11 protein-coding genes are annotated in these 12,518 nt (G+C 72.7%); 4 read left to right on the forward strand and 7 right to left on the reverse strand.

Annotation, left to right across the window (positions count from 1 at the left end):
* From VM840_04900 to VM840_04910, 3 genes are all read right to left on the reverse strand, one after another.
* Positions 1 to 365: hypothetical protein (locus VM840_04900; GenBank protein HVL80913.1), on the reverse strand; the 365-nt coding region annotated here is incomplete at its 3' end.
* 2 nt (positions 366 to 367) lie between these two features.
* Positions 368 to 1,318, reverse strand: a complete 951-nt coding sequence (locus VM840_04905; protein HVL80914.1) for a sugar kinase — start codon at positions 1,316 to 1,318, stop codon at positions 368 to 370.
* A complete protein-coding gene (locus tag VM840_04910; protein ID HVL80915.1) occupies positions 1,315 to 1,935 on the reverse strand; it encodes a bifunctional 4-hydroxy-2-oxoglutarate aldolase/2-dehydro-3-deoxy-phosphogluconate aldolase in 621 nt (206 codons plus the stop codon). Before VM840_04910 ends, VM840_04905 begins: the two co-directional genes overlap by 4 nt.
* A gap of 67 nt (positions 1,936 to 2,002) precedes the next feature.
* On the opposite strand from VM840_04910, the gene VM840_04915 reads away from it, so the two are divergent.
* The gene (locus VM840_04915) at positions 2,003 to 2,566 is read left to right on the forward strand and encodes a DUF4399 domain-containing protein (GenBank protein HVL80916.1); all 564 of its coding nucleotides are present in this window, start codon (positions 2,003 to 2,005) and stop codon (positions 2,564 to 2,566) included.
* A 4-nt stretch (positions 2,567 to 2,570) separates the two neighbouring features.
* Complete coding sequence (locus VM840_04920; protein HVL80917.1) at positions 2,571 to 5,537, forward strand: proline dehydrogenase family protein; 2,967 nt, start codon at positions 2,571 to 2,573, stop codon at positions 5,535 to 5,537.
* A 1-nt stretch (position 5,538) separates the two neighbouring features.
* Here VM840_04920 and VM840_04925 read toward each other — a convergent pair whose 3' ends face one another.
* Both VM840_04925 and dacB read right to left on the reverse strand, forming a co-directional pair.
* Positions 5,539 to 7,632 carry a thiamine pyrophosphate-dependent enzyme gene (locus tag VM840_04925; GenBank protein HVL80918.1) on the reverse strand — a complete coding sequence of 698 codons (2,094 nt, stop codon included), beginning with the start codon at positions 7,630 to 7,632 and terminating at the stop codon, positions 5,539 to 5,541.
* A 59-nt stretch (positions 7,633 to 7,691) separates the two neighbouring features.
* On the reverse strand, positions 7,692 to 9,041 hold the full coding sequence (dacB, locus tag VM840_04930; GenBank protein ID HVL80919.1) for a D-alanyl-D-alanine carboxypeptidase/D-alanyl-D-alanine-endopeptidase: 1,350 nt from the start codon (positions 9,039 to 9,041) through the stop codon (positions 7,692 to 7,694).
* A 97-nt stretch (positions 9,042 to 9,138) separates the two neighbouring features.
* On the opposite strand from dacB, the gene VM840_04935 reads away from it, so the two are divergent.
* Positions 9,139 to 10,545 carry an amidase gene (locus VM840_04935; GenBank protein ID HVL80920.1) on the forward strand — a complete coding sequence of 469 codons (1,407 nt, stop codon included), beginning with the start codon at positions 9,139 to 9,141 and terminating at the stop codon, positions 10,543 to 10,545.
* Here the strand turns inward: VM840_04935 and VM840_04940 are convergent.
* Positions 10,538 to 11,017, reverse strand: a complete 480-nt coding sequence (locus VM840_04940) for a hypothetical protein (GenBank protein ID HVL80921.1) — start codon at positions 11,015 to 11,017, stop codon at positions 10,538 to 10,540. The genes VM840_04935 and VM840_04940 overlap by 8 nt on opposite strands.
* Positions 11,018 to 11,033: 16 nt before the next feature.
* Between VM840_04940 and VM840_04945 the strand changes: the two genes are divergently transcribed.
* A complete protein-coding gene (locus VM840_04945) occupies positions 11,034 to 11,618 on the forward strand; it encodes a VOC family protein (protein ID HVL80922.1) in 585 nt (194 codons plus the stop codon).
* Here VM840_04945 and VM840_04950 read toward each other — a convergent pair.
* A complete protein-coding gene (locus VM840_04950) occupies positions 11,615 to 12,421 on the reverse strand; it encodes a methyltransferase domain-containing protein (GenBank protein ID HVL80923.1) in 807 nt (268 codons plus the stop codon). The genes VM840_04945 and VM840_04950 overlap by 4 nt on opposite strands.
* Positions 12,422 to 12,518 lie beyond the last annotated feature (97 nt).

Genomic DNA, 12,518 nt, shown 5'->3' on the forward strand with positions numbered 1-12,518 from the left:
AGCAGAGCGAGCAGCACCGGGAACCCCAGGAGCAGGACGGCACCCGACGCGATCAGGCCGATGATGGCGATCGTGCCGGGTCCGAGCGCGAGCGCCGGCACCCAGAGGTCTCCGCGAGCCTGGTCCGTCTCGAGGTTGACCGCGTCCAGGAACAGCACCAGCGCGAGCGTGACGGTCGCCACGACCTCGAGGGCCGGGTCGTGGGGCTCGACCTGCAGGGCCCCCACGCCCCGAGGGCCGAGCAGGAAGCCCAGGCCAAGGAAGATCATCGGGAAGGACAGCGGCGCGCGTTCGACGATGCCCGCGGCGAGCGCGGAGAGCGTGAGGACCCCGGCCAGGAGCGCGAAGCCGCCCAGCAGGTCCACGGTCAGCGTTGGATGTCGGGGCCCCCGAACGCGGCGAGCTCTTCCCTGGTCGGGAGCCCGTCGCAGTCGCCCGGGACCGTGACCGCGTAGCTGCCCATATCCACCGCCTGCCGGAGCCGGTCCGCCGGCGCGGCCTCCTCGAGCCACCCGGCGAGGTATCCGGCGACGAACGCGTCCCCCGCGCCGACGGGGTCGACCACCGTCACGCGCCGCGCCTCCTGCGCGTAGACGCGACCGGCCGCGAGCGCGACCGCACCGGACTCCCCTGTCTTCACGACCGCCTCCTGGGCTCCCATCGCGACCAGCCGGGCGGCGAGCGCATCCGGCTCGGCCTGGCTGCCCAGGATCATCGACGCCTCCTCGGCGGTCGCGAAGACGATGTCGCTTCGGCCGACGAGCTCCCGCAGGACGGGCACCGCCTCGTCTGTCCCCCACAGGGCGGACCGGTGGTTCACATCGACGCTGATCAGGACATCCGCCTTCCGGGCGATGTCACAGGCGAGCCAGACGGCGGCCGCGGCCCTCTCGCTGAGGGCCGGCGTGATCCCGGTCAGGTGCAGGACGGCGGCCGACCGGATCAGGTCCGGGTCCAGGTGCCCGGCCTCGATCCGCGACGCGGCGCTCCCCCTGCGGTAGTAGACGACGCGGACCGTCTCCGAGGTCCGGCGCTCCTTGAGCATCAGACCGGTGGGTTCCGTGCGGGACCAGGTCACACCGCGGACGTCCACCTGCTCCGCCCGCAGGCGTTCCACGATCATCCGGCCCAGCTCGTCGTCTCCCAGCCTCCCGCACCAGGCCGACGCGATCCCGAGCCGGCGCAGGCCGACCGCCACGTTCGACTCGGCTCCAGCCACGGACAGCGAGAAGGTCCGGGCCGCGCGGAGCGGACCGACCTGCTCCGAGGTGAGCAGAGCCATGGCCTCGCCGAACGTCACGACGGAGGGCGCCGTCACCTGACGGCTCCGAGGACCGCGGCCGCCCGGTCGGCCAGCGCCCGCATATCGCCGGTCCGCAGCGCGTCCACGAGGAGCGAGGAGCCCAGCCCCACGGCGGCCGCCCCCGCGTCCAGGTACGCGCGGACCTCGCCGATCTCGACCCCCCCGGTGGGCACGAGGACGAGGTCCGGGAGCGGGGCGAGGATCTGGCGGATGAACGACGGGCCGTCCGGGCGGGAGGGGAACACCTTGCAGGCGGTGGCGCCGGCGCGGGTTGCGGCGACCATCTCCGTCGGGGTGGCCGTCCCCGGCACGGCGGGCACCCCCGCGCGCACGCACGCCTCGATCATCGCCACGTCCACGATCGGGGAGACGCAGAAGGCGGCTCCCGCGTCCACCGCGCGGCGGACGTCCCGCTCGTCGAGCACCGTCCCCGCACCCACATGCACCCGATCGCCGTGTCTGCGCCGCGCCTCCGAGATCGCCTGCTCGGCTCCGGGCGTCGTCAGCGTGACCTCCACGGTGTGCATCCCCGCGCCCACGACGGCGTCGATGGCGTCGGCGACCAGGGCGCCGTCGGACGCGCGCAGGATCGCGAAGACGCGCTGTTCGAGGAAGGCAGGCAGGTCGGGCACCGCTCCCAACACTAACCGGGCGACGGCGGGTGTACGGTACCCGGAGGTCCAGCGAGAGGAGGGGTCCATGAGGTCGGCGGTGCGGGCGATGGTGGCTCTCGGAGTGGTGGTCGGGGCGGCGTGGCCCCTCGCGGTCGGCGCGCAGGGGTCGCCGTCGGTGCGCATCACGGCGCCGCGGGACGGGGCGACGGTCCGGGGGCCGCAGGTGGAGGTCCGGGTCCAGGTGCAGAACTTCCGGACGGTGGACGGGGGGACGGAGGTCCGTCCGGGCGAAGGGCACGCCCACATCCTCGTGAACCAGCAGGCGCCGCGGCCGGGAGAGCCGGTCCCGCAGGGAGAGGGGTACGTCCACCTGGGGAGCGCGCCGTACGACCGGCGGACGATCGACCTGCCGCCCGGACGCCACACGCTCACCGCCGTCCTGGGAGACTCCGCGCACCGCGTCCTCGACCCGGTCGCGGCTCACACGGTCACCGTCACCGTGCAGGACACCTCCCCCGCCGCGCCGACACGGCCCGCGAACACCGGGGACGGCTCGCTCGCCAGCGAGGGTCCTCCGCTCGCGGTCGTGATGGTGCTGCTGCTGGGGCTGGGAGCCGTGGCCGCGCGAGTGGTGAGGGCGCGGATCTAGGCGGGTGTCCACGTTCGAGGGGGAGGTCCAGGAGCTCGCCCGCCGCATCACGCAGGCGGGAGCCTCGGAGCGCACACGCGTCTTCAAGATGTCGTGGGCGTCCGAGCGGATGCTCGACTGGGCGATGGCCAACCCCGCCTTCAAGACGCAGCTCTTCCGCTTCGTGGACGTCTTCCCCGCCTGCCGCGACGACGCCGACGTCCTCCGCCACCTCGAGGAGTACTTCGAGGGGGTCGACGCGCCGTCGCTCCTGGAGTTCGGACTCGACGCAGCGGCGCACGTCCCGTTCGGCCGGCGGATCACCGCGTCTATCGCGCGGCGCAACATCGAGCGGATGGCGAACCAGTTCATCGCCGGGTCCACCCCCGCCGAGGCGCTCCCCCGGCTCGAGCGGCTCTGGCGGGTCGGGGAGGCCTCCACCGTCGACCTGCTCGGGGAGAAGACGGTCACCGACGCGGAGGGCGAGCGATACGCGCAGCGCGTCCTCGAGATGATGGACGCGCTGGTCGCGGGGACCGCCTCCTGGTCCGACGACCCGCAGCTCGAGCGCGACCCGTGGGGGGATGTCCCTCGGGTGAACGTGTCCGTGAAGGCCACGGCGCTCTCACCGTTCTTCGCCCCCCTCACGGGAGACCGCGGGATAGAGGACGCCTACCGGCGGCTGCGGCCGACGCTCGAACGCGCCAGGGAGGCGGGCGCGACCGTCCATATCGACACGGAGCACTACGACGTGAAGGACCTGACCTTCGAGCTCGTCCGGCGCATCGGCGAGGACCACCCGGACGGACCGCAGATCGGGTGCGTCGTCCAGGCCTACCTGAAAGACTCCCACGACGACCTGGCCTCGTTGATCGAGTGGTCCGGACGGACCCTGCGCACCCCGCTGCAGATCCGGCTCGTGAAGGGCGCCTACTGGGACTACGAGACGATCCACGCGACGGCGGAGGGGTGGCCGGTCCCCGTCTACGAGGAGAAGGACCAGACGGACGCCAACTACGAGCGCTGCGTCGAGACGCTGCTCGACGGGGCCGGCCGGGTGCGTCCTGCGTTCGCGAGCCACAACGTCCGGTCGCTCGCGTACGCGATCGCGGCCGCCCGGGCGCGCGGGCTGCACGACACCGCCATCGAGCTGCAGCTCCTGTACGGCATGGCGGAGCCGGTCCATGCTGCGCTGCGGCGCTTCGGGCTCCGCGTCCGCGTTTACGCGCCGGTCGGCGAGCTCGTGCCCGGGATGGCCTACCTCGTCCGGCGCCTCCTCGAGAACACGTCCAACGAGTCGTTCATCCGGCACCGGTTCGCCGAGGGGAAGGCGCTCGACCAGCTGATCGCCCCACCCGACCCGGGCCCCCTGCCCGTCCTCCCCGCGCCGGAGCCGCTGGACCGGCTCACCGACCCGGACGCCGCACCCGACTTCGTGAACGAGCCGCCCGCCGAGTTCCGCCGAGGGGCGGTCCGCGACCGGATGCGCGAGGCCGTGGCCGGTGTCCGGCTCGGGTTCGAGGTGCCGGCGATCGTCGGCGGCGAGCGGATCCGGACCGCGGGCCGCATCGACTCGGTCGACCCAGGCGACCACGGCCGGCTCGTCTGCACGTCGGCGCGCGCCGGGACCGACCTGGCCGACCGAGCCGTCGAGCTCGCCAAGGAGGCGTTCCCGGCCTGGCGGAGCACACCCGCCCGGGAGAGGGGACGCGTGATGTTCCGCGCGGCGGCGACGATGCGCCGCCGGCGCCTCGAGCTCGCCTCGCTCATCTGCTACGAGGCCGGAAAGCCCTGGGCCGAGGCCGACGGCGACGTCGCGGAGGCGATCGACTTCCTCGAGTACTACGGGAGGCAGGCGATCAAGCTCTCCGAGGGGGTCCCCGTCCTGCAGCTGCCCGGGGAGACGAACACGTACCGCTACCAGCCGCGGGGCGTGGGAGCGGTCATCTCCCCCTGGAACTTCCCGTTGGCGATCCCCACCGGGCAGGTCGCCGCGCCGCTGGTTACCGGCAACTGCGTGGTGTTCAAGCCGGCCGAGCAGACCCCGGGCGTCGCCCTGCAGCTCGTCGAGATCCTCCACGCCGCGGGCTGCCCCCCGGATGTCCTCGCCTTCCTGCCCGGGATCGGGGAGGAGGTCGGCGCGCACCTCGTCGACCACCCGGACGTGTCGTTCGTCAACTTCACCGGCTCGAAGGCGGTGGGTCTGCGCATCGTCGAGCGAGCGGCGATCCACCGGCCCGGACAGGAGCACGTGAAGCGCGTGGTCGCCGAGATGGGAGGCAAGAACGCGCTGCTGGTGGACACCGACGCCGACCTCGACCAGGCCGTGCCGGCCATCGTCTCGAGCGCGTTCGGCTACGCCGGACAGAAGTGCTCGGCCGCCTCCCGGGTCATCGGGATCGGACCCGTCTTCGACGAGCTCGTGGACCGCCTCGTGGGAGCCTCCCGGGTGATACCCGTCGGACACGCCACGGAGATGTCCACCGTCACCGGCCCCGTCATCGACGCGGACGCGTACGAGAGGTTCGGCACGTACCGGGAGCTGGCGGACAAGGAGGGGGACGTCGTCCTCGCGCGCGATGACGTCCCGGACGGCGGCTGGTACGCGGGACCGACGCTCATGCTCACCGACAACCCCCGGTGCCGGACCGCCACCGAGGAGATCTTCGGACCCCTGGCCGTCGTCATGCGGGCCGACGACTTCGACCACGCCCTCGCCCTGGCCAACGACAGCCCGTACGCGCTGACCGGCGGGCTCTTCTCGCGCTCGCCGGTGAACATCAGGCGCGCGACCGAGTCGTTCCGGGCCGGGAACCTGTACATCAACCGCTCGATCACGGGAGCCCTCGTCGGGCGGCAGCCCTTCGGCGGGTTCGGCCTGTCGGGCGTGGGCTCGAAGGCCGGGGGCCCCGACTACCTGCTGCAGTTCGTGGAGCCGCGGGTCGTGACGGAGAACACGATCCGCCAGGGCTTCGCCCCGCTCGACGACTGAGCTAGATCTCGACGATCTCGCGCAGGGCGGCGGCGATGTCCGACGCCTGCGGGAGGATCGCGTCCTCGAGCTTGGGCTCGTAGGCCACCCACGTGTCCAGGGCCGTCACCCGCTTCACGGGGGCGTCGAGGTCCCAGAACAGGTTCTCGGTGATCCAGGCGGCGATCTCGGCTCCGAACCCAGCCGTCTGCGTGTCCTCGTGCACGACGACCACCCGGCTCGTCTTGCGGATCGACTCGGCCACGATCTCCTTGTCCCAGGGGGAGATCGTGCGCAGATCGATGATCTCGACCGACACGTCCTCCCGCGCGAGCTCCTTCGCCGCCTGCGCTGACCGCCACACGGTTGCCCCGTAGGTGACGACCGTGACGTCGTCGCCGCGCTGGACGTAGGTCCCCTTCCCGAACGGGATCACGTAGTCGTCGTCGGGGTAGGGGTCGCGGTTGTGCATCTGCCGGTACAGGTGCTTGTGCTCGCAGAACAGGACCGGGTCGTTCGCGTGGCGGAAGGCGTAGCGGAGCAGCCCGACCGCGTCGCGGGCCCGCGACGGGAAGCAGACGTGGATCCCGGGGGTGTGGGCGAAGATCGACTCCCCGCACTGGCTGTGCCAGATCGACCCGCCCTGGAGGTAGCCGCCGGTCGCCACGCGGATCACCATCGGCGAGCTGAAGGCGCCGTTGGAGCGCCAGCGGATGGTCGCCGCCTCCGTGCGTATCTGGGTCATCGCCGGCCAGATGTAGTCGAAGAACTGGATCTCCGGACACGGCCGCAGGCCCCGCACGCCCTGCCCGACGGCCCGCCCGATGATGTTGGCCTCCGCGAGAGGCGTGTTGAACACCCGGGCCATCCCGTACTTGCGCTGGAGCCCGAACGTGATGCCGAAGACGCCTCCCTTGCCGCGCACATCGGCCAGGACGTCCTCGTACGCGTCCGCCACGTCCTCCCCGAACACCCGGATCCGCTCGTCGCGCCCCATCTCGTCGTGCAGGGTGCGGTTGATGGCGTCTCCCATCGTGATCGGGTCGCCCTCGCCGCCCGGCTCCCCCTCCGTGATCTCGGGGGGGAGCGGGTCCGTGAGGTGGTGCAGCACGGTGGCCGGGTCCGGACGGGGGGCCTCCAGCGCCTCGCGGCCGGCCTCCGCCACGATCTGCTTGGCCTCCTCGCGGATGGCGGCCGCCTCCTCGGCGGTCAGCACGCCCGAGCCGACGAGCTCGTTCTCGAGCTTGTTGATCGGGTCGTTGAGCGCCTCCTCCTCGAGATCGGCCGGCGTCCGGTACTTCTTCTGGTCGTCGGACATGGAGTGCGAGTAGGGACGGGTCACCCTGGCGTGGATCAGCGCGGGACCCTCACCGGCCCGGACCCGGGCGATCGCCTTCGCTCCCTTGCGGCGGACCTCGAAGTAGTCGGTGCCGTCGATCTTCGTGACCGCCAGCCCCCGGAACCCGCGGGCGATCTCGGAGATCGGCGCGGGGAACTGGTCGTCGGATCGCACCGAGATGGCGTAGCCGTTGTCGGCGACCACGAACAGCACCGGGAGGTGCAGGGTCGCGGCCGACGAGACGGCCTCCCAGAACTCCCCCTCCGCGCAGGCGCCCTCGCCGATCGACATGTAGACGACCTCGTCGGGGTGAGCCTTCAGGTGCTTCAACCCGGGCCGGCGGATTATGTAGCGGCCCGCCTCTGCGCACCCGACGGCGGGGTTCGCCTGGGAGGCGGTGGCGCTCGACTGGGTGACGACGTTGCGGTCGGCGAACCCCCAGTGGCAGGGCATCTGGCGCCCGCCGGAGGCGGGGTCGTCGGCGGCGCCGACCGCCTGGCGGAGGATGTCCGCGGGCGACACCCCGAGCCCGAGCATGAGGGCGCGGTCGCGGTAGTAGGGGAAGAACCAGTCCTTCGTGTGGTCGAGGTGGCGAGCCAGACCCAGGTAGAGCGACTCGTGACCGGCCCCGGAGATCTGGAAGAAGACCTTGCTCTGCTTGTGGAGCGTGATCTCCCGGTCGTCCAGGAACCGCGACATGCAGGCCAGCTTGAAGTCCTGGATGGCCTCCTCGGCCGGCACACCCCGGTGCTTACCCACGCGCTCCCTGGTCTCCATCCGTCCTCCCCGCGAGATGTCGGCGTACCAGCCTATCCGACGAGGGGGGCCGGACCGCCCTACGGCGGGAGGGACCCGGCGACCGCGTGCAGGAGCGACTCCTCGACGGTGCGTCCGTCCAGGAGCGAAGGGACGTCGTTCTGCAGGATGGCGAAGGTGGTCCGGTCGTCGAACCGTCCGGCCAGCCCGACCACCCCGGCGATCCACCCGGTCTTGCCGGTCAGGCGGCCCTCGAGGGGGGAGCCGACGAAGCGCTGGTTCAGCGTGCCGTTGCGGCCGGCGACCGCCAGCATCCCGCCGAGCTCCCCGACCGCGTCGATCGTCTCGGCGAGGGTCCGGCAGGTGGCCCGGTTGCCGGGGTGGAGCCCGGACCCGTCCCTCAACCCCAGGCCCGCGACGTCGATCCCGGCCGCCCCCAGGACATCGGTGACGGCACGGGCGCCCGCCTCGGTCGTGGCGGACCGGTGGACCCTCAACCCGACCTCCCGCAGGATCATCTCGGTGGCCATGTTGTCGCTCGCCTTCAGGACCCCCGTCAGGACCGCGCGCAGCGGCGCCGAACGCACCTCGGCCACCAGGCCCGAGTTGGGCGGAGCGGCACCCATGACGGGCTCCGCCGTCACATGCACGCCGCGCTCGCGCAGGAGGTTCACGAACATGCGGGCCGTGTCCAGGGGCGGATCCGCGAGCGAGGTGCGCGGCGGTGTCCAGGTGCTCCACCCCCCGTTCACCGAGAGAGCGCTGATCGGGCTCACCGTCCCGTCGAGGTAGGACGCCTTCCACCCCTCGACCGTGCGGACGAGCTCATGGCGTGTGTCGTCGGCCCGCACCGTCCCGTTCACGCGCCGCACGCCGGCCGCGACGATCGAGTCGGCCAGCGCCGCGAGCGAGGTGGGGGGATGGTCCTGCCACCTGGGGGTCGTGGGCAGGTAGGCGGCGTAAGCCGGGGTGGCGAGCATGGGGTCGCCCCCGCCGACCAGCCACAGGTCGTCGACGGCGCCGTCCACCACGGGCGTCCCCCTGACGGTGGTCGTGAACCGGTGCTCCGGCCCGAGCGCGCGCAGCGCGGCCGCCGCCACGAGCAGCTTCTGCGTGGAGGCGGTCGCCAGCGGGGTGTCCGGCTGGTGGGCGGCCACGGTCCGGCCGTCCCGCCGTACGACCAGGCAGGCCTGGCGTCCGGCGAGTCCGGCCTCCGCGGCTGCCTGCACGGGTGTCCAGACCGGGCCGTCCGCCGGCGCGGCCACCGCCGCCGCCACCGGCAGCTCCGGGGCGGGCGTGGGAACGGGAGCCGCGACCACTCGCCGCGCCTCCAGCGCGGCGGGAGCGGCTGCCCGGCTCCCGAGGGTCCCGAGCGAGATGACCAGGACGACCAGGGAGACCGCCAGCGGACGGTTCGTGAACAGGCGCACGCTCTCTCTTCGGCCGGGTTGGGTCGGGGGTTAGCCGACAGGCAGGATATGCGTGCGGTCCACGGATGTACCGTATGCGCAGTCCGAAGGAGGTCATATGGACGACCGCGAGCTGGCATTCGCCCCCGCCCTGACCCAGGCCCGGCTCGTCCGGGAGAAGGAGGTCTCCCCGGTCGAGCTGGTCGAGCTGTACCTGCGGCGCATCGAGGAGCTCAACCCGGGCCTGAATGCCTACCTGACCGTCTGCGCCGATGAGGCGATGGCCGACGCCCGCGACCGGGAGTCGCGCCTGGGTGAGGGCGACCTGCCTCCGTTCTGGGGCGTGCCCATCTCGATCAAGGACCTCAACGAGACCGCCGGGGTGCGCACGACCTTCGGGTGCGCGGCCTACTCCGGCTACGTCCCCGCCCACGACGACGCAGTCGTGGCCCGGACGAAGCGGGCCGGGTTCGTGATGCTCGGCAAGACCAACACGCCCGAGTTCGGGACGACCCCCTGGACCGAGCCCCCGGCGTACGGACCCGCGCGCAACCCCTGGGACACCGACCGCACGACCGGCGGGTCGTCCGGGGGCGCGGGGGGCGCGTTGGCGGCCGGGCTCTGTCCGATCGCCCAGGGGTCGGACGGCGGAGGCTCGATCAGGATCCCTTCGTCCGCCTGCGGCGTCTACGGGATCAAGCCGTCGCGCGGCCGAGTCTCGGCCGCGCCGAAGCACTCGAGCCTGCTCACCCAGAACGGTCCGATGGCCCGCACGGTGGCCGACGCGGCGGCGTACCTCGACGTCCTGGCCGGGTACGAGACGGGAGACGCCTGGACGGCTCCCCCGCCCTCCCGTCCGTTCGCCGAGGAGGTGGGAGCCGACCCCGGACGTCTGCGCGTCGCCTTCTCGACCACGCCCCCTGCCGACGTCCCGGTCTCCCCCGGGAACGTGGAGGCGGTGCACCGCGCGGTGGCGCTGTTGGAGGAGCGGGGTCACGAGGTCGTGGAGGCGTCGCCCGCGTTCTCGGACGACCTGCTGCGCGACTTCCTGCTCATCTGGTACGTGGGCCGGGCCGAGGAGCGTGAGGACATGCCGCCCCCCGAGGTCCTCGACCCGGTGAACGCGGCGCTAGTCGAGCTCGGACGGGAGACGAGCGCCCCCGACTTCAGGTTCGCGTGGCACCGGGTCGAGCGGGACGTGCGACGGGTCGTCTCCTTCTTCGATGACTTCGACGTGCTCGTCACGCCGGTCTGCGCGACGCCGCCCCCGACCCACGGGCAGTACCGCGACCCGGACAACCCGCTCGTCGAGTTCTTCTCAGCCGTGAACTTCGTCCCGTTCAACGCGGCCTGGAACACGACCGGGCAGCCGGCCGTCTCGCTGCCCCTGCACACCGACGAGCACGGGCTCCCGGTGGGGGTGCAGGTCGTCGGGCGTCCGTTCGACGAGGCGACCTTGATCCGGGTCTCCGCGCAGCTCGAGCAGGCCGCCCCCTGGGCGGACCGGCGTCCCCCGGTCAGCTAGAGACGAGCTCGTTGAACCTCTCGACGAGAGGGGCGTCCTTCGGCTCCGGAGGCCGTTTCGTCAGCCACGTCTCCCGCTTGCGGTCGTTCTCGACGACGACCCAGTCGTAGCCGTACGTGCGGGGGCCCGCGAGCGCCGGCTCCGGGAGGAACCGGGCGTTCTGGAGCGTGGCCACGACGGCGTACCCGATCTTCGGCTTGCCCTGCCAGAAGTCGTCGTCGTGCTGCAGCTCGCTGCCCTTCGTGCGGTCGCGGAGCTCGCGGATGAACGCGTACTCCCCCTTCCAGGCGATCTTCACGGTGGCGCGGGCCACCAGCAGGGGTCCCATGCGGATCCAGACCACGTCGTCGGGGTAGACGCCCTGCTTGAAGGCGGGGCCGGGTCGGTCGCGCGCCTCGACGGCCACCGTGACCCGGGGGCGCCCGTCGCGCGCCTGGAGGTGCTCCGGCTGCATGATGACCACGTGGTCCACGCGCCAATGGTGGCACATGGCTGAGCTCACCTGGCTCGGCGTCCCCGCCGGGAGCCGGGAGTGGTCTCAACTCGGTTTCCTCGTGGACGGGGAGACGGTCCGGGTCGGCGACGTGGTGATCGAACGCGCGGCCGGTCCGGTCGCTTGGGGGTTCGAGGCGCTGCTGGACGACCCGGGGGTCCTCGGCGTCCCGACCCGAACCAGTCGCCGTCCTCAGGGACCTCCCTCTCCCCACCCCAACGCCGTGGACCGCGTGGACCACGTGGTCTACCGGGTCCCGGACCTGGACGCCGCGGTGCTAGCGATCCACCGGGTGCTGGGCCTGCGACCCAGGCGCCGGGCCCACCCGTACGGACCCGACGGCCCGGAGATGGTCTTCTTCCGGGCGGGACGGCCCGTCCTCGAGGTGATCGACGGCGCGGACTCCCCGGAGCTGTGGGGGCTCGCCCTGCGCACGGCCGACCTGGACGCGACGGTGGCCGCGGTCCGGGGCGCGGGCGGTGAGGTGGGGGACCCGAAGCCGGCAGTGCAGGGCGGCCGGATCGCGACGGCGCGCGGGACCGGGCTCCCGCTCGCGTTCCTGGAGCGCCCGGCGCGCTAGGGCCGGGCCAGCGCCAGGTTGGCGGTCAGGGGCATCTCGACCGTGTCGCCCACGGTGTACCGATCGAGCGTGTCGGAGATGTCGGCGGTGAGCGCCTCGACGATCTCCGCGCGCTGGTCGTCGGGCATCTCGAGCAGCTCGGGCATCACGGCCGCCGCGGCCATCATGGTCATGCCGACCCAGCGCGTGGCCGACGGGAAGCTCACCCCGTGGGTGACCTCCTCGACCTCGACGTCGGAGAAGCCGGCCTCCGTCAGCGTGGCGCGCAGCCTGTCCGGGTCGCCGAACGAGAAGGGGGTGGCCAGCGCTTCGAGGGGCGCATCCAGGTGCCTCGCCTCTGCGCGTATGAGAGCGTCGAAGAGCTCGTGACGGTCCAGCCCGCACCAGACGGCGATGGCCGCCCGGCCGCCGGGAGCCAGGACCCTGCGCATCTCCCCGGCCGCGGCCGCCCGGTCGGGGAAGAACTGGAGGCCCTGCTGGCACAGCACGGCGTCGAAGGGTCCGTCCGGCAGCGAGTCCGCCCCCGTCTGCACCCACCTCATGGGGGCCGGAGACGATGCGGCCACCTCCTGCGCGACCTGGAGCATGTGCGGGCTGATGTCGGCGCCGACCACCTCGCCGGAGGGCCCCACCCTCTTCGCCGCCTCACGCGCGACGATCCCCGTGCCGCACGCCACGTCGAGCACCCTCTCGCCCTCCCCGATCCCTGCGCGGTCGACGAGGATGGGCGCCCACCGCGCGAACATGCCTGGGACGAAGAAGTCCTCGTACACCTGTGCCGGGTTGGTCTCCGCAGCTCCCATGCCACCCTCCTGACCTCGTACCGGCTCCCATCATGGCGCCGCGGGAGGGTCCGGGAAAAGGCGGGGCCCGGCCCGCAACCCCCCGTGGGCCGGGCCC

This window comes from Actinomycetota bacterium, from assembly GCA_035540895.1.
Classification (GTDB): Bacteria; Actinomycetota; JAICYB01; order JAICYB01; family JAICYB01; genus DATLFR01.

Coding starts and splice junctions, on each gene's coding strand:
- VM840_04950 (HVL80923.1), bottom strand. CDS start 12,421: ATGGGAGCTGCGGAGACCAACCCGGCACAGGTGTACGAGGACTTCTTC.
- VM840_04925 (HVL80918.1), bottom strand. CDS start 7,632: ATGGAGACCAGGGAGCGCGTGGGTAAGCACCGGGGTGTGCCGGCCGAG.
- VM840_04915 (HVL80916.1), top strand. CDS start 2,003: ATGAGGTCGGCGGTGCGGGCGATGGTGGCTCTCGGAGTGGTGGTCGGG.
- VM840_04945 (HVL80922.1), top strand. CDS start 11,034: ATGGCTGAGCTCACCTGGCTCGGCGTCCCCGCCGGGAGCCGGGAGTGG.
- VM840_04935 (HVL80920.1), top strand. CDS start 9,139: ATGGACGACCGCGAGCTGGCATTCGCCCCCGCCCTGACCCAGGCCCGG.